15 protein-coding genes and 3 pseudogenes are annotated in these 17,150 nt (G+C 40.8%); 8 read left to right on the plus strand and 10 right to left on the minus strand.

Features of this window, described 5'->3' with window-relative positions; translation table 11 throughout:
• Positions 1 to 234: 234 nt before the first annotated feature.
• Positions 235 to 399, plus strand: a complete 165-nt coding sequence (locus tag B3143_RS08305) for a hypothetical protein (protein WP_004784140.1) — start codon at positions 235 to 237, stop codon at positions 397 to 399.
• A gap of 677 nt (positions 400 to 1,076) precedes the next feature.
• Here the strand turns inward: B3143_RS08305 and B3143_RS08310 are convergent.
• Both B3143_RS08310 and B3143_RS15250 read right to left on the minus strand, forming a co-directional pair.
• Entirely contained in the window at positions 1,077 to 1,262 is a 186-nt protein-coding gene (locus B3143_RS08310) for a hypothetical protein (RefSeq protein WP_004784145.1), read from the minus strand.
• A 247-nt stretch (positions 1,263 to 1,509) separates the two neighbouring features.
• A complete protein-coding gene (locus tag B3143_RS15250) occupies positions 1,510 to 1,650 on the minus strand; it encodes a hypothetical protein (RefSeq protein ID WP_004784147.1) in 141 nt (46 codons plus the stop codon).
• A gap of 479 nt (positions 1,651 to 2,129) precedes the next feature.
• Here B3143_RS15250 and B3143_RS08315 point away from each other — a divergent pair, with 479 nt between their 5' ends.
• Positions 2,130 to 2,912, plus strand: coding sequence for an rRNA large subunit pseudouridine synthase E (locus tag B3143_RS08315; RefSeq protein ID WP_004784150.1), 783 nt, complete (start codon positions 2,130 to 2,132; stop codon positions 2,910 to 2,912).
• 8 nt (positions 2,913 to 2,920) lie between these two features.
• Here B3143_RS08315 and B3143_RS08320 read toward each other — a convergent pair.
• Together B3143_RS08320 and B3143_RS08325 are read right to left on the minus strand one after the other, a co-directional pair.
• Positions 2,921 to 4,282 (minus strand): annotated as a pseudogene (locus B3143_RS08320) (heavy metal sensor histidine kinase).
• Positions 4,279 to 4,950: pseudogene (locus B3143_RS08325) on the minus strand (heavy metal response regulator transcription factor). The pseudogenes B3143_RS08320 and B3143_RS08325 overlap by 4 nt, the downstream one beginning before the upstream one ends.
• Before the next feature lie 174 nt (positions 4,951 to 5,124).
• On the opposite strand from B3143_RS08325, the gene B3143_RS08330 reads away from it, so the two are divergent.
• From B3143_RS08330 to paaI, 3 genes are all read left to right on the plus strand, one after another.
• Entirely contained in the window at positions 5,125 to 5,568 is a 444-nt protein-coding gene (locus B3143_RS08330; RefSeq protein ID WP_004784161.1) for a GlcG/HbpS family heme-binding protein, read from the plus strand.
• A 31-nt stretch (positions 5,569 to 5,599) separates the two neighbouring features.
• A complete protein-coding gene (uraH, locus tag B3143_RS08335; RefSeq protein WP_004784162.1) occupies positions 5,600 to 5,998 on the plus strand; it encodes a hydroxyisourate hydrolase in 399 nt (132 codons plus the stop codon).
• A 169-nt stretch (positions 5,999 to 6,167) separates the two neighbouring features.
• The gene (gene paaI, locus B3143_RS08340) at positions 6,168 to 6,560 is read left to right on the plus strand and encodes a hydroxyphenylacetyl-CoA thioesterase PaaI (protein WP_004784165.1); all 393 of its coding nucleotides are present in this window, start codon (positions 6,168 to 6,170) and stop codon (positions 6,558 to 6,560) included.
• A gap of 66 nt (positions 6,561 to 6,626) precedes the next feature.
• Here paaI and B3143_RS08345 read toward each other — a convergent pair whose 3' ends face one another.
• The gene (locus B3143_RS08345; protein WP_004784167.1) at positions 6,627 to 8,330 is read right to left on the minus strand and encodes a M61 family metallopeptidase; all 1,704 of its coding nucleotides are present in this window, start codon (positions 8,328 to 8,330) and stop codon (positions 6,627 to 6,629) included.
• Positions 8,331 to 8,505: 175 nt separating this feature from the next.
• On the opposite strand from B3143_RS08345, the gene B3143_RS08350 reads away from it, so the two are divergent.
• From B3143_RS08350 to slyD, 3 genes are all read left to right on the plus strand, one after another.
• Positions 8,506 to 9,819 (plus strand): D-alanyl-D-alanine carboxypeptidase PBP6B, encoded by a 1,314-nt coding sequence (locus B3143_RS08350; RefSeq protein WP_004784169.1) that lies wholly within the window; start codon positions 8,506 to 8,508, stop codon positions 9,817 to 9,819.
• Between the two features lie 214 nt (positions 9,820 to 10,033).
• Positions 10,034 to 11,320, plus strand: a complete 1,287-nt coding sequence (locus B3143_RS08355; protein ID WP_004784170.1) for an NAD(P)/FAD-dependent oxidoreductase — start codon at positions 10,034 to 10,036, stop codon at positions 11,318 to 11,320.
• A 136-nt stretch (positions 11,321 to 11,456) separates the two neighbouring features.
• Positions 11,457 to 11,939, plus strand: coding sequence for a peptidylprolyl isomerase (slyD, locus tag B3143_RS08360; protein ID WP_004784172.1), 483 nt, complete (start codon positions 11,457 to 11,459; stop codon positions 11,937 to 11,939).
• Between the two features lie 139 nt (positions 11,940 to 12,078).
• On the opposite strand, the gene B3143_RS08365 is transcribed toward slyD, so the two are convergent.
• The 5 genes and pseudogenes from B3143_RS08365 to B3143_RS08385 all read right to left on the minus strand — a co-directional run bounded on the left by B3143_RS08365 (position 12,079) and on the right by B3143_RS08385 (position 16,853).
• The gene (locus tag B3143_RS08365; protein ID WP_004784174.1) at positions 12,079 to 12,852 is read right to left on the minus strand and encodes a M48 family metallopeptidase; all 774 of its coding nucleotides are present in this window, start codon (positions 12,850 to 12,852) and stop codon (positions 12,079 to 12,081) included.
• 112 nt (positions 12,853 to 12,964) lie between these two features.
• Positions 12,965 to 13,273, minus strand: coding sequence for a hypothetical protein (locus tag B3143_RS08370; RefSeq protein WP_004784177.1), 309 nt, complete (start codon positions 13,271 to 13,273; stop codon positions 12,965 to 12,967).
• A gap of 93 nt (positions 13,274 to 13,366) precedes the next feature.
• Positions 13,367 to 14,157: pseudogene (locus tag B3143_RS08375) on the minus strand (M48 family metallopeptidase).
• A gap of 130 nt (positions 14,158 to 14,287) precedes the next feature.
• A complete protein-coding gene (locus tag B3143_RS08380) occupies positions 14,288 to 15,607 on the minus strand; it encodes an adenylosuccinate synthase (protein WP_004784184.1) in 1,320 nt (439 codons plus the stop codon).
• Between the two features lie 79 nt (positions 15,608 to 15,686).
• Complete coding sequence (locus B3143_RS08385) at positions 15,687 to 16,853, minus strand: ATP phosphoribosyltransferase regulatory subunit (protein WP_004784187.1); 1,167 nt, start codon at positions 16,851 to 16,853, stop codon at positions 15,687 to 15,689.
• Between the last annotated feature and the right edge of the window lie 297 nt (positions 16,854 to 17,150).

A 17,150-nucleotide genomic window follows, 5' to 3' on the forward strand; every position in this document is an offset into this window, starting at 1 on the left:
AACGCAAGAAGTCTAATTTATATCTTTCTAATTATAAATTTAATATTTTCAATTTCTAAAACATTTCTTTAATTAATTCTACAAAATAATTCATAAGATAATTGTTCTTACATAAGGTGAAAGGGTTTTCACGCTAAGCCCGAATATCTTACATAAGCAGACACCGCTCATACATGTGCAGAGAGTTTTATCCCCTATACTGAAATCAAGTTTTAGAAAATTAGAGGATTTTGTATGAAACAGTTTTCGAAAATTCTAATACTCATTACGATGGGCTTTTATGGTACTTCTACTATTGCAGCAGATGCTATTCCTTTGGAAGCTAAAGCTGCCGCAGAAGCACAAAAAGCTGCGCTAGAATATTCTGAAAATCAGAAGAATGATTCAGACTCAGACTGAAAACAAAATAAAGCCCACGAAGGGCTTTATTTACATACGGGAATCATTAGGAAAAGTTATTTTAATAACTCAATGATTGTCCTACTCCATAAACCATCAAGGTAATAAGGAATACGACCAATGCGGAGACAGCTAATTCTGCTTTAGTCATGTGTTTTTCCCTCATGGAGAGCTGTATATTATTTATACACTACATAAGCATAAAACCAAATAACAAAATATTACATAATCTTGAATATTTAAACTAAAGTAAAACACAATATAAGAGAGTAAAACTATAAATTAAACCTTAATTATCAATAAATATATTCTTAATTTTCATTTACTTAATGGATTTTATTTAAAAAATTAATAGATTATTTCTTTGAAATCATAAAATAATCTTTGTTTATAAAAAAATTTTCTATGTAATATATTGCCATTCCAAAATTTAAGCTTTTGAACTTAATGTCTTTTTAAGTTATTTCATAGCTTCTAATTTTACTATTTCATAATTTATTTTCCTTATTTGATATCAAATTAAAACTAAACAACTAATAAGTATTTTTAATTAATCAACAACTGCTATTTTATTTTCAATAAAATTCTCTTTTATCGTAAAGATATTTTTTATTATTTTTAAAACCTCAATATAAATTTAAAGATCCTAAATAGAAGGATCTTTAAATTTTAAATTACTACATAGATTTGAGTACTTCTAACTCGAAATCAAGCTCCATCATCTTTTCCAGATTTGGTACAATCGCATTCACCCAAGTGCCACTATTCCAGACTTTCAGAATTCCATTTTCTTCCTTATAGAATGCACAGTCCTGAGCTGATATATGATGAATAACCTGGGTTCCTTCTGGTATATTTCTCATACAAACCTCCACACATTTGGTTTATTTTTAATTTAGCAGAAGATTTGAATTTTTCGTTTACATTGCTTTATAGAGTTGTATTAATTGACTATTTAATAGATTAATCATGTAACTTTCATTTTGATATAAATTTTCTTACTTATCTTATCTAAAAATATTCAAATGATAAAAATAAAAAATCCCAACAATATATGTTGAGATTTTCTATTTATAATCAAATTAAACTAGCAGTAAATATAAGTAATGCTCAGGCTATAAAATCTCGTAAAATGTGTTGATTAATCACTTCATCAAAACTTAGATTCGAAAGATTTTGCTTGTTATGTTTGATGATTTTATAACAATAACTTGCTGCAATACCCATACTAATTAAAGTCAACAATTTCATTGTTCACCTCAAAATTAAAAATATTAGAAACTGTGAAATTAAAATATCAGCTTGTTTTGTAGTGGTCTAAGTCAATTTGGAAAGCTTTTTGTATGGTATGTAAATTCATCAAAGCCATTTCAGGTCTATAAAAATCATTATCAATTTTTTGCTTTGCCTTGAATTGCCTTATTTTCCCTTAACTAAATCGACAAGTGCAGTCGAAAATGTAGATTATCGATGATTAACATTCTTAAACGGAAGATCATATTTGAATACAAAAAGTACATCATTTTAAAGCGGCATGGTCGCAATCAAACGCAATCAAATTTGATGCAAAACATAAATTCGAGGAAGATAAATCAGAATCTGCTATGATAGCTTCCACTTAGTGGACTCTTTTATGTCTTCCCTTATCTCCTATTTATAAGTAAAGGAGTATTACAATGGGCAACATGACTGCCACATCAGAATTATTTTATATATTTTAGTAGGTTAAAGTGAAAATTGTCATTCTTAACAAGCCTTATGACGTCCTCTCCCAATTTCGTCCAGATGAAAAACATCAGACTATGGCGGATTTCGTAGACGATCCGGATCTGCGTATTGCCGGTCGTCTGGATATGGATTCTGAAGGTTTGATGTTCCTGACCGATCATGGTGGTTTAAACCAATATATTACTAATCCAGCCAGCAAAAAATTCAAAACTTATCTGGTTCAGGTCGATGGTGATATAACCGAAGAAGCTCTAGAACAGCTTCGTAAAGGCGTTGAACTGAATGACGGTATTACGCTGCCAGCCAAAGCAATTAAAGTCACTGAACCGGAATGGTTATGGGAACGCAATCCTCCTGTACGTTTCCGTGTTTCTGTTCCAACTTCATGGGTCGAAATTTCAATCTGTGAAGGTCGTAACCGTCAGGTTCGTCGTATGACTGCAGCAGTCGGCTTTCCTACCTTACGTTTGATCCGCACCAAAATCGGTTCGATTGATCTGGTTCAATTAGGTTTACAGCCAGGTGAAACTAAAGAAATTGAACCCCTACTTTATCCAGACTTTAAAGATGTGCCTGCTCAAGAACCTTACCGCTCGCGCTCTTATGTGAAAAAGCCGGGTGGTACCGGTGGTAAACCGATTAACAAGAAAGTAACGAAAGACGGCACCAAGAAAAAAACCGGTACACCGCGTATCTGGCAAATGGAAGAAGGTGAAAAACCACGTCGCAAGACTAATGGTACTACCCGTCCAAATACTAAGAGTCGTGGCCGTCGTACCCGTTAAGCCACTGCTCAGGTCGGGAAGATCAAACTAAAGACCACACCTTGAGGATGGTTATTCACCTGAACTTCCCCCTGATGCAACTGCATAATCGACTGCACAATCGCCAAGCCCAAACCACCCGTTTGGGCTTTTTGATGCCGGCTGCTTTCAATCTGGTAAAAACGTTCAAACAGATGGGCTAAATACTGCTCGGGGATCTGTACACCTGCTGTCAGCACATCAATCCGACAGCTATTTTCTGTAGTCATCGCCGTGATTCTGATCTCTCCATTTTCCTTTCCATACTGCACTGCGTTGCTGAGTAAATTGGCAAGCGCACGTTGCAGATATTCTGGATGCGCAGCTATATTCAGTTGAGCCGGAATATCCGTATAAATAGATATATTTTTTTCTTCTGCCAGAAGCTCAAAATATGCCAGCAAATCTTCTATGATCTGGCTCAGTTCTAGTGTCTGTTTTTCTATCTGATAATGACCATGTTCTACCCGGGCGATAAACAGCATGTTTTCAATCATCTGGGTCAGACGTTCATATTCTTCCAGATGAGAATACAGCAGATTTTCTAATTCATCGCGACTACGTGACTTCGACAAGGCAATCTGGGTTTGCCCCATCAAGTTATTCAGGGGCGTTCGTAATTCATGAGAAATATCTTCAGAAAATCGGACCAGCTGTTCATAGCCTTGCTGTATTCGGTCCAGCATGGCATTTATGGCCTCTGTTAGTTGCTGCACCTCAATAGTTCGGGATGGCAACTCGATGCGTTGATCCAGCTGCTGTACATTAATCTGCTGAGTGGCATAAATTAATTGACGCATGGATCGTAGCAGATAGTGTTCCATCAGCCAGGCTAACAAGGTGGATAAAATAATACCAAGCAGAGTGTAGATCACTAATTTTATCAGGTAATGCTTTAAAACCTGTTGCCCTGCTATGAGTTGCTTACCGGCAATCAGTTGATAAGTCTGTCCATTAAAGTCCACTTGCTTAAATGCCAAACGGGTCGTGGGTTGTTCAATTTTTATTATTTTGATAATTTAGCTTGGTGTGATAATCCAATAGAGGAATAGTAATATTTAAAGGATTAATATCAATTAATGTATTCTGCGCGTTTTTAAGGATCAGTAAGTTGTCTTCCTGTCCAAGCATATTCTCATAAAGCTCTGGATGTTCGATCAGCACCTGAAAGCTTTGCTGATCAGCCAGAAATATTTCAATCCTGGAAATCCGCAAGGCCAAAGCTTCATCCTGCTGTTGTTGCACTATCTGCTGCATATTGTGATAGGACACAATCCACCGATGCTTAGAAAAACGATACAGGAAATGAGGCCAAAAGCGATGCCGAGACGTGTGCCCAAATGCATTTTCATGCTTGCGCATCCAGCTTATAGCCCATACCACGTACCGTATGAATAAGTTTTGGACTGAAATGGTCATCAATTTTAGAACGTAATCGGCGTACAGCAACATCAACGACATTGGTATCGGTATTAAAATTAATATTCCAGACCAGTGAAGCAATTTGTGTCCGGGTTAACACTTCGGACTGGTGTTCCATCAGCAACTGCAAAAGTGCAAACTCTTTTTGGGTAAGCTCAATTTTTTGCTGGTCTCGAAATACTTCCCGGGTTAAACGATTCAGCTCTAAATTGGCCACTTGATACATTTCATGTTGTGTTTTGGGTACACCGCGCAGCAGACTCTTGATACGGGCCAAGAGTTCGATATAAGAGAAAGGCTTGATTAAATAGTCATCTGCACCTAGTTCCAATCCTTTGACCCGGTCAAGCACATGATCTTTGGCCGTCAGCATGAGTACGGGAACTTTAGAGAAAGTACGCAAAGTTTTGAGGACTTGCTAGCCGTCCAGGTCGGGCAGCATCACATCCAGCAATACCAGATCAATCTGTTGCTGTTCCAGCACCGATAAGGCATGCAGGCCATTACCTAGCTGTGTAGTCTGGTAGCCGGATTCATTTAAGCCTGTAGCCAAAAAGCCGGCAATTTTGGTTCCATCTTCTACAATTAAAATATGCATGGGCTGAGTTTAATCAATTTCATACAGCGCAAAGATTACAAATTGGTAATCTGATTGTCATCCATGGGCCTCAATTATTTGATTATGATCTTCTCAATTTCTATATGATTGAACATTATCATGATAAGCAGATTGAATCAGAGAAAAATATTGTTATATCTAGCGAGCTTGGCGATGGTCAGCTTAAGCCATGCTGAATTAAAAACGGCCTATATTATGGACTTGAACACAGCAAACCAACTTGCTGAGAATGTCATGCAAGCTTGTCAGAAAGCCAGCAAACCCGCTGCAGTCACGGTACTGGATCAAGGCGGCAATGTTCTGGCCAGTCAACGGTATGAATCTGTCGGAATTCACAATTTAACTGCATCACAGCGTAAAGCCTTTACTGCATACTCGACTAAGACAAGTACATTGGATTTTATGCGTCATGCACAAAAGAACCCGGATGCACAGAATTTAAATACCTTGGGTGAATTGTTATTACTGGGCGGCGGGGTGCCTGTGGTTTATAAAAACCAGCTCATTGGCGCTGTTGGTGTTGCAGGCTCTGGTGGCTCTGAACAGGATCATCAGTGTGCCGTACAAGGCATTCAACATACTTTAAAACAACTTTAATTTTATCCATCTATTGAATAGGATCAAACCCATGAAAAAAATTATTTTTGGTGCTCTTCTAGCGGTGACAGCAAGCTTTTCTTTTGCACAGAATCCTTTAAGTGTGCATGTGCTGAATCAGGAAACTGGGCTGCCTTCCGCCAATGTCGCGGTGATTTTGGAAGCTCAGCAAGGTGACAAGTGGATAAAACTGAATGAGTTAAAAACAGATGCTAATGGCCGTATTAAAGAGTTTTATCCTAAAGATACTGCTTTACAGAAAGGCATCTATAAAGTGACCTTCAAAACCGGTGACTGGTTTAAGGCCAATAATCAACGCACCTTCTTCCCTGAAGTGCCTGTGGTATTTACGATTGACGGTACTCTAGAGCACTATCATATTCCCTTATTACTGAGCTCTTATGGTTATTCAACCTATCGTGGCAACTAATCCTTATTATCTATAAGCGTCATTTTCATGGCGCTTTATTTTGATGTGTAAAACAGCTGCATTTTATCATTCATCTGGCTTTCGCTTGTTATTTATCTCCTGAAATGCTATTTATGATTCACATAATTATTATTTTTAAAATAAAGTGTATCTAAAAAGGAGTTTTGCAATGGATCAGCAAGTGAATCAAATGTTTAACCAGGACCGATTAATTCAGTATCTCGGTGCACATCTAATTTCCTATAACCACAATCATGCGAAGATTGAACTTAAAGTGACTGAACAACATTTACAGGGACATCAAACCTGTAACGGCGCTGTGATTTTTGCATTAGCTGATGCTGCATTTGCCATTGCCTGCAATACCGGCGAACACCCAGCAGTCGGCCAACATTGCGGGATTCATTATTTAAAACCAGCTTTGTTAGGTGATACCCTTATCGCCATAGCTGAACATAAGGCCAGTAGCGGTCGTAGTGGTATTTACGATATTCAGATCCTGAATCAGAAAGATCAAATCGTGGCTGAATTCCGTGGAACTTCACGACTGATCATTAAATAAATCATCTAAAAAACCCAATAAAAAACCGCTGTCTTAACAGCGGTTTTTTTAATAGCAACATTCTGATTAAGCTTTCAACCATTTCTCGGCTTTAGCTTGATCTTCAACTTTTAACTCAACCTCAGTCAGTTCAGAACCACCATTTTGAACTTCAAAAGTCATCAGCTCATCACGACGGAATGCATGGACAGTATACGTACCTTCCTGTTTCGCATATTTCTCGACAAGTTTCGTCGTTGCTTTAAGGCCATCAATCGCTACAATTACATCATTCGCTGAAAGGCCCGCTTTCACCCCTGCTCCATCACGACGTGCAGACTGAACCAGCACACCTTCAGGCTTATCTGCAAGTTTCAAACCAAATGGTAATGACTTGTCATTTTTCAGCGTATAGCTCACGCCAAATTCAGGTAGTAACTGATCTAAAGGCAATTCATCTGTGGTATTGATCAAATGATTGATCTGTTCTAACCAGTTATCACCTGTCAATTCCTGACATAACTCAAAGATAGTCCGTTCATTGACCTGAATGCCATTTTGCGTATTTTCATAAAGCTTACGCATCAAAGCGTCCAGACTTGAGCCACGCAGACGGAGACCTAGATCAAGACACAATGCGACTAAACAGCCTTTATTGTAGTAGCTTGTACCGGCATTGTTTGAGTTTTCATCCTGACGATAGAATTTCACCCAGGCATCAAAGCTAGACTCAGATACTGACTGGATAAAACGTCCCGGGTTTTGCAAATAGCGATCAATCTGCGCTTTCAGCAATGCAATATAAGATTCCTGATTGATCACACCACTACGTAGCAGAATCAGGTCGTCATAATAAGACGTAAACCCTTCAAAGATCCAAAGCAAAGAGGTATAGCCTTCTTTGTTCAGGTCATAATTCACGAAGTTTTCTGGACGAATAAATTTAACTAACCATGAATGGAAATACTCATGACTACATAGACCAAGGAAACGCTGATAATCTTTCGATGGCTCTTCAGGCTCATCTGCTTTAGGAAAGTCATCACGCGGTGTAATCAGACTGGTTGAGTTCGGATGCTCCAGACCACCATAGCTGTTACCGGTTGCCATAGTCATAAAGGTATAATCATTGAATGGTGCAGAACCGAACATGGAAATTTCTGTCGCACAGATTTTCTCAATATCCTGCTTCATACGCTGTTCATTCATCGCATGTTTGCCTGACACCACAAACTCATGCGGAATGCCATTGGCTTCAAAACTGAAACGGGTCTGCTCTGCCAGTTCAAACGGTGCATCAATCAGTTCAGCATAGTTTTTTGCTTTTAAGGTATAGCGACCTTTGACCAGACTTTTGGCCTGCATACCCGTCGCAAGCTGGAAATGTTTCAGCTCATCCGGCAGGAATACTTCAACTTCAATTTCTTTACGTTCCTGACCTTCCAGCCCCAAACATGCACAAGCCGGGTTCACATAGAGACGGTTTTGATCCACATATGCACCACGAACAGACAGGTCATACGCGTAGACATCGTATTCCACAGTAATCAGTTCATGATCCGTATTGAATAAACGCCATTTATTCTTTTCAAACTTCTGGATTTGTAGCTGGCGTCCATCCTCATCATAAGCCTTGACCGCCTCAATATGCTTTGAGAACTCACGAATCAAGTAACTGCCCGGAATCCAGGTCGGTAAAGAAAGGACTTGCGTTGGGTCTGCTAAAAAGCGAAGAGTTACGTGAATAAGGTGCTGACGATAATCGTCAAATTCGATTTGATAATGCAACATAATGGGCGATATAAAATACAAATAAATGAGTTATAGCTTAGCTTAGCATTTTTTAGGCCAGTATTGCTTAGCTGTCGCATTTGTCTACATTTCTGACTAGCTATCCTTTAAAAAAAGGCATAGCATGCGTGAAAATTAAATCGTTCATCGACCGGTTGGTTATTAAGGAACATCTTTGAAATACATCATCTCACTGCTTGCAGTTCTCAGCCTGTTTGTGCCTGCAATTTCATATGCTGCCCTTCTGAATATTTTGCCTGAAAGCGTTGAAGCAGAAGCCTGGACCATTCTTGACTCACAATCAGGTCAGGTCATTGCCGAACACAATGCCGATGTTCAACGTGCACCTGCTTCCCTCACCAAAATGATGGTCGCTTATATTGCACTCAAGGAAATTCAGGCAGGTAAATTGGATAAAAGTGAAGTATTAACTGCAACGCCGATTGTGAAAACAGTGATGTGGGATGAGTCACAAATGTACCTGAAAGAAGGTGAGCAGATTTCGATTGATCAGCTTCTAGCAGGCCTGATTATCATGTCGGCGAATGATGCTGCTGTGACATTGGCAGAAAAAATTTCAGGTGATATTCCAAGCTTTGTCGAGCGAATGAATCGGGAAGCAAAAGCTTTGGGCATGGTACATACCCATTTCCAGAATCCGGCCGGCATTACCATGCCTGAGCACTATTCTACTGTAGCCGATCTGGCGCGTTTGTCGGCAGCTGTGGTCAACCAGACTCCAGACTATCTGTATTATTCCAAGCAGCCAAGTTTTAGCTATAACAACCATTTTCACCGCGCCACTAACCGCGTGTTGCAAGTGGACCCAAGCGTGGACGGTTTAAAAACGGGCTTCACTCGCGCAGCCGGCTATAACCTGGCGCTTACCGCCAATCGTCCGACTTATGATATGGAACTGCCCCATCGTCGTTTGATTGTGGTAGTTCTAGGGACTAAAAGTGCTGCCAAACGTGCTGAAGTGTCGCATAAGTTGATGAATCTGGCGTATACCTATACTCGTAATGAAGTCGCCATTAAAGACAAACAGTTACTGGCTGAATTACCGGTGATCAAATCGACTTTAAAAATGTTTAAGGTAGAGACCAAACAGCCGCAGATTATTACGACCTCTTTATATGATCAGAATTATGCCATTGACCTGAACCAGTTCGATCAAAACCATCAACGAGTGATGTTGAATACAGGTGATGGTGTAATGCAAAGCATTGAACCGCTACATGAAACCCAGACCCATATTAATGTAGAAATGAATGCTTCTGAACTGATTGCACCTATGGCCAAAGTGATGCCATTGGCGACGATTCATGTCTATCAGAATAATCAGCTTATTCGTACCATCCAGATTGAAGATATGGTTGAGCTTGAAGAAGCAGGTTTCTTCCAGAAATTCTTAAGCTGGTTATCCAGCTTCTTTGGCATCTTTGCAGAAAGTGCACCAAGTGCCAAACTCTATCCAATCCAGAAATAAGCGCTGAATACAGTTAGAAGGCCTCTCATTTGTCTTCTAACTCCCTCCATAGATTTCTTCCTTTCCTCTCGTCAATTTTACCTCCCCTGACATAATTGCTACGTTTTGTAATTTGTATAACAATTCTAATCAAGACGGCCTGCTGCCCATGCCATAGTATATTTGGTCTAAATTTCTCTTATTTTTATTAGAAAAATAAATAGGTTAATAATATATGACAGCACATCGAATCGTAATTGTAGGTGGTGGCGCAGGTGGATTGGAGCTGGCTACTCAATTGGGCGAAACCTTAGGCAAGAGTGGCAAAGCACATATCACCCTAGTAGATCAGAAACTGACGCATATCTGGAAACCCTTATTGCATGAAATTGCTGCAGGTACGCTTAATCCGCATGCAGAAGAAACCAATTATTTTAGTCATGCTGCAGCTCATCATTATCACTTTGTGCTGGGAACATTTATTGATCTGGATCGTGAGGCTAAAGAAATTATTCTGGAAACAGATTATTTTTCTAAAAAAGCTCAGCCTAAACAGAAGAAACAGATCAGCTATGACACGCTAGTGTTAGCACTAGGTTCCACTTCCAATGATTTTAATACGGAAGGTGTTGCCCAATACTGTCATTTTCTCGACAGCCGCCAGCAGGCCGATGTCTTCCAGCAGGATCTGCTACATCTTTATCTCAATGCTCAAAATCAAACCTCTTCCCGTGAGCTTAAAATTGCCATCATTGGGGCTGGTGCGACTGGTGTAGAACTGGCTGCCGAGCTGGTGATCGCCAAACAAAACTTTTTTAAATATGGTCTGAACAAAATTGATCCAAATAAAGTCAAAATCACTTTGATTGAAGCCGCTGATCGGATCTTACCTGCACTGTCTGAGAAAATGGCTGAACACACCATGGAGCAACTCGATCGTCTAGGTATTGAGGTATTAACCAGTCATAGGGTCGCTAAAGTCGATGAAGACCAGATTTACTTTGCTGATGATTCAAGCCTCGAAGCAGAAATTAAAGTCTGGGCTGCTGGAATTAAAGCACCTGAAGTTCTGGCAAAACTTAAAGAGCTGGAAAAAGACAACATTAATCGCCTAAAAGTTTATGCAACTCTGCAAACTCTGTCAGACCCGGATATTTTCGTTTTTGGTGATTGTGCTCACTGTCAGCCTGAAGCAGATCAACCAGCTTTAGGCCCTCGTGCACAGGTCGCCAGCCAGCAGGCCGCTTTTCTGGTCAGAGCCTTAAAAGCACGCATTAATGGCGAAAGCTATTTACCGATGTTCAAGTTTTCTGACAAAGGCTCATTAGTGTCTTTAAGTCAAAACAGTGCTGTCGGTGAATTATTGGGTCAGGTCAATGTTCAAGGCTTTGTCGCGAAATCCATGTATGTATCCCTGTACCGGATTCATCAGGCCACCATTCATGGCTATGCCCATGCTGGCCTGTTAACTGCCAAAGACTTTGTTACACGAAAAATTGCACCCAAGCTGAAATTGCATTGAAATTGTAAATATTGTCCTCATATATGAAAAAATCATCATTAAACATGTCAAATTGCATTTTTTTGCTATTTTTAGTCTACAAAAATACAATTTCACTTTATGATGTACCCTTAAAAAATTGAATGGATCAATTAATATGACTGCTATTGCAAATAACCTCGTGGTTTCTTTCCACTACACATTGACTAACGCAGAGGGCGAAACTCTCGACAAATCTCAAGGTGAACCACTTGCCTATTTGCACGGTGCAGGTAACATCATCCCTGGTTTAGAAAAAGCTTTAGAAGGCAAAACTGTTGGTGAAAAATTCACTGTAAATGTTCCTGCTGCTGAAGGTTATGGCGAATATAACCCAGAGCTAGTGCAAGAAGTGCCTAAACAAATGTTCCAAGGCGTAGACAACATCCAGGCAGGCATGCAGTTCCAAGCACAAACTGATGACGGCGTTCAAATCGTAACTGTTAAAGCAGTTGAAGGTGACAACGTAGTTGTTGATGCTAACTTCCCGCTTGCTGGTCAAGATTTAACTTTCGAAGTTGAAATCGTGTCTATCCGTGAACCTTCTCAAGAAGAACTTGATCACGGTCACGTACACGGTGCAGGTGGTCACCACCACTAAGACTTCCCGGTCTTTAGTATAAAAAGGCAAAGTGAAAACTTTGCCTTTTTTATTGCCTTAAGATTTTAAATATAAAAAAGCAGGACTACTACCCTGCTTTTCATCATTAAAATCGCGAATCACTCAAATTACGCAATCATTAACGTTTGTTATAGATCTGCATTGCTGCTGGCAGATTTTGACGCATTGCTGCGATACGTTGACTGTTCGATGGGTGAGTAGACAGGAAAGTCACGCCAGTGCTACCACCTTCAAGCTTGTTCATTTTTTCCCAAAGAGTAATCGCTGCATTCGGATTATAGCCAGCACGCGCCATTAAGGTTAAACCACCTTGGTCCGCACGACTTTCCAGGTTACGTGAGTAAGGCAAGCCGATACCAATCTGGCTACCCAATTGTGCTACTGCAGCACCACCTTGTCCTACGCCCGCTGCATTTAAACCAATACCCAATGCCAGATCAGTCAGGGCTTGTGCACCAAGTTTCTGTTTCGCATGCTCTTCCAGGGCATGGACCATTTCATGACCCATAATGGCTGCAATTTCAGCATCGGTCAGATTCAGCTTGTTCACGATACCGGTATAGAACACCACTTTACCACCAGGTGCCACAAAAGCGTTGACCTGATCAGATTTCAATACAGCCAACTGCCATTGGAATGCAGTACCTGTCTGGTTCAGCTGGTTGGCATAAGGTTTTAAACGGTTAAAAACAGCATTAATACGACTATATGTCGCTGAACTGGTATCCAGCTGGCCTTTCGCTTTAGCGTCTGCCACCATGGCATTGTAGCTTTGGCTGGCTGAAGCATTTAAAGTCGCTGTATCTGCACCTGCAATATCGGCAATAGTTGTACAACCAGACAAAGTAATGGCTGCGGCTGCACCCATACCTAACAAGAATTTATTTTTCATTATAGTGACTCCACCATAAGCAAAAGGTTAATTTACATTGTAAAAAATTATAAGTTAAAGGCCGGAGCAACTAAATGTACAATTACTTCATCTTGTTATATTTTATGTAATTTTAACCCCAATACTGTATCGCAAGCCAATAAATCAGACAGACAATATTTAAACCTAAATATAAATGACACAAAGGTTTAATTTTTTCTTCTAAAATTTCACTTTTACGCTTAAAAAATAGAAAAGCATTCTGCAGCAAGATGACCGGTACCAATACACAGGCAATGATCACGCTCAAGCCAATGAATGCCCCATAAATAATGTCAGGATCCTGAGTTTGGGCACGGATGATCAGCATCGCAATGGTCGGTGCGCCACCCATCGCGAATAACAAGGAATAGAACATCGTTCCCGATATATTTTTATGCATCCTGCATACTCATATTTTATTTTGTTTTATTCTAACAAGCGCTATGCCACTGCACAGCACTTGCCGTTAAGACTTTAGTCCTGAATTTCGAAATTATTTCTTAGTCTTGTATACCGTCATCGCTTCAGGCATCAGCTGTTGCAAGGCTGCAATTCGGTCATCATTCGTTGGATGCGTAGAAGTAAATTTATTCAGGACACTATTACCACGGCTGTCTTGTGCATTCATTTTTTGCCACAACGTAATCGCTGCATTCGGGTTATAGCCTGCTCGTGCCATTAGCATGAGACCGCCTTTATCGGCACGGCTTTCCAGATTACGTGAGAACGGCAAGCCCACACCAAATTGAGCCCCTATATCCAGCAGTAGCCCACCATAACCACCAGCAGACTGCCCGACGTACTTGCTACCGATACTTACTGCCAGATCAGTAAGTGCTTGCCTTGCGCTCCTACCTTATTCTTAGAATGTTCCTCAAGCGCATGTACCATTTCATGCCCCATGATGGCAGCAACTTCATCATCTGTGAGTTTTAGTGTATCGACAATGCCCGTATAGAACACCACCTTGCCACCTGGTGCAACATAAGCATTAATCTCGTTGGATTTAATCACCGCCACTTGCCAGTCAAACTTCTGACCAGTCTGATTCAGTTGATCTGCATACGGCTTCATTTTCAGAAAAACCCGATTTACTTTTTTATAGGTGGCAGAAGTCATATCCAGAATCTGTTTCTGCTTGGCCTCTGTCAGCATCTGATTATAGCTTTGTGCTGCACTCAGATTTAATGTGGCTGAATCAGCCCCCATCAGATCTGCAACCGTAGTACACCCCGTTAATGTGGTCGCAATGACCATCCCCACCAATAATTTTTTATATTTCATGACCTTCTCAAATATATAAGGTCAAAACATCATAAAGAATCCAAACAGGTTTTCAATCATTTTTATAAGTTCGTTCAAATAAAAAAACCCTGTGAAATCACAGGGTTTTTATCATTTTTAGCTTAAGCGATTAAGCATCAAACGGATGGCGAAGAATAATGGTTTCTTCACGGTCTGGGCCAGTTGAAATGATGTCGATTGGACATTCAATCAATTGTTCAAGACGTTTCACATAGTTAATCGCCGCTTGTGGCAATTGATCTAGTGATTTCGCCCCAAAAGTAGATTCTTTCCAGCCTGGCATAGTTTCGTAGATCGGTTTTAAAGTTTCGAATGCAAGCGCATCAGAAGAACCAACACAGCCAGAATCAGCAGCTTCGTAACCTACACAGATTTTCACTTCTTCTAAACCGTCAAGAACGTCAAGTTTAGTCAAGCAAATACCAGACAGTGAGTTCACTTCTACTGAACGACGCAGGATTTCAGCATCGAACCAACCACAACGGCGTTGACGGCCAGTAGACGCACCAAATTCTGAACCTACAGTACCCAGGTGTTTACCAATTGCATCACCTGTATCTGTTGCAGCGTCATACACCAACTCAGTTGGGAATGGACCTGAACCTACACGAGTGGTATATGCTTTAGTAATACCAAGAACATAGTCAAGGTGTAATGGACCAAGACCTGAACCTGAACTTACGCCACCAGCAGTTGTGTTTGAAGAAGTCACGTACGGGTATGTACCGTGGTCAACGTCAAGCAATGAACCTTGCGCACCTTCGAACATGATTTTCTTGCCAGCTTTACGGTAAGCGTGAAGTTCACCAGTTACGTCCATAACCATAGGCTCGATCACTTTGCGCCATTCGTCGCAAAGCGCAAGTACGTCTTCAACTTTAACTGCTTCAACACCGAAGAATTGAGTCAATTGGAAGTTGTGGTATTCAAGCAATTCTTCAAGCTGAGCTTTCAGATGTTCGCCACCACGCACCAGGTCAGCAACACGGATTGCACGACGCGCCACTTTATCTTCATAAGCAGGCCCGATCCCACGACCAGTTGTACCAATTTTCGCATTACCACGTTTTTTCTCACGAGCTTGGTCAAGTGCGATGTGGTGCGGAAGAATCAATGGACAGTTTGGAGAAATGCGTAGACGTTCACGTACTGGCACGCCTTCTTTTTCAAGAATATCCATCTCTTTGATGAGCGCTTCAGGTGAAAGAACCACACCATTACCAATTAAGCACAATACGTTTTCACGTAAAATACCTGATGGAATGAGGTGTAATACAGTTTTCTTACCACCAACCACGAGAGTATGACCTGCGTTATGTCCGCCTTGATAACGAACTACTGCAGCCGCTTGATCTGTGAGCAGGTCGACGATCTTACCCTTACCTTCGTCGCCCCATTGGGTACCAAGTACCACAACATTCTTGCCCATAATAGCCTCATTACATCATGCTGTTAAAGTTGAAAGTCCCACTCAGCGACATGAACACTGAGTAAAACAATTAAAGCGATTAAATCGTTTTGATGGTCCACTCACCGTCCACATTCACCAGCTGGTGAGTTGCATACGGTACCGAGTTTAAATCATCATTACCTAATAACTGAATTACACTTAAGCCTTGTGCACGGGTTGCCTGAATCGCATTTAATAATGCAGCATCTGTACCCTTTGGTGCTACCACAACTTTAGCTGTAGCAAACTTGCCTGCACTTAAAGCATATAAGTCACAGGAGAAACCGGTTGCCGGACGTGCACGACCGAAATGCTCACCAATACCATCATAACGGCCACCTTGTGCCAGTGCAGCAGCACGGTTCGGTGCATAAACGGCATACATCAGGCCGGTGTGATAATGGTATGAACGTAACTCGACGACATCAATCCCAATATGCAGATTCGGCCAACGTGCCTGAACTTCATTTTTGGTGGTTTGCAGTGCATCAAATGCCTGTTTGAAGGCTGGATTTTCTAATACTTCAGTACTTAAATTCGTTTTTAAGGCATCCAGGTCACTTGCAAAACGGCCAAGCGTATAGAAGTCTGATCCAAACTTAAGATTTGCAGTAAATTCAGCCAGTTCTGGCAATGCTTTACGTTGATAAAGATCAGACAATTGGCGTTCGGTTGCTTTACTTAAACCGGCTTGTACAATCAGACTACGGAACAGCCCCACATGACCTAAGTCAAGGTGGATACTGTCGGCCAGACCTGCTTCCTGAATCAGGCTGATCATCAGGTCAACCATTTCCACGTCAGCATCAATGCTGTCAGAACCAAATAATTCTGCACCCAATTGCAATGGTGCACGTGTGGTATTAAATCCTTGAGGTTTCGTATGTAAAACCGTACCCGCATAACAATAACGAGCCACACCTTCCACTGGATGTACATGCGCATCGATACGAGCCACTTGTGGTGTCATATCGGCACGCACACCAAGCAAACGGCCAGACAGCTGATCGATCACTTTAAAAGTGGCTAAGTCTAAATCCTGATTCGATTCTGAGAGAGAAGATAGAGATTCAATGTATTCAATAAATGGCGTGTACACCAGCTGATAACCTCGAGATGCGAGGAAATCCAGTGATTGACGGCGCAGGCTTTCGATGACTTGCGCTTGTTCTGGTAATACATCAGCTACACCATCAGGTAATAACCATGTCTCTGAAATGGGCATGTTGTAAACCTAAATTCTTGTCAGCGCGGAATAAACCGCATAAAAAAATCGGGAGCACACCCGATTTCTCCTAGTCTAGCACGATCGTTTAGGCTGTGCATCGCAATTTTGATAATTTTCTCTGACTGAACAAAGGACTTAGATAGATAAACCAAATCATCTCCCTCTTATCAAGAGAAAATAGGCTGAATAAAATTTAATAACCAACATATCAAATTGATTTTCTAATATATTTCCCCAACCAAAACAATGACGAAAAATTTATTCTTGATTCAATCCTCATCTATCCAAGGGTAA

Origin of the sequence: Acinetobacter sp. UBA1496, assembly GCF_002324975.1 — a bacterium.
Taxonomy (GTDB): Bacteria; Pseudomonadota; Gammaproteobacteria; order Pseudomonadales; family Moraxellaceae; genus Acinetobacter; species Acinetobacter variabilis.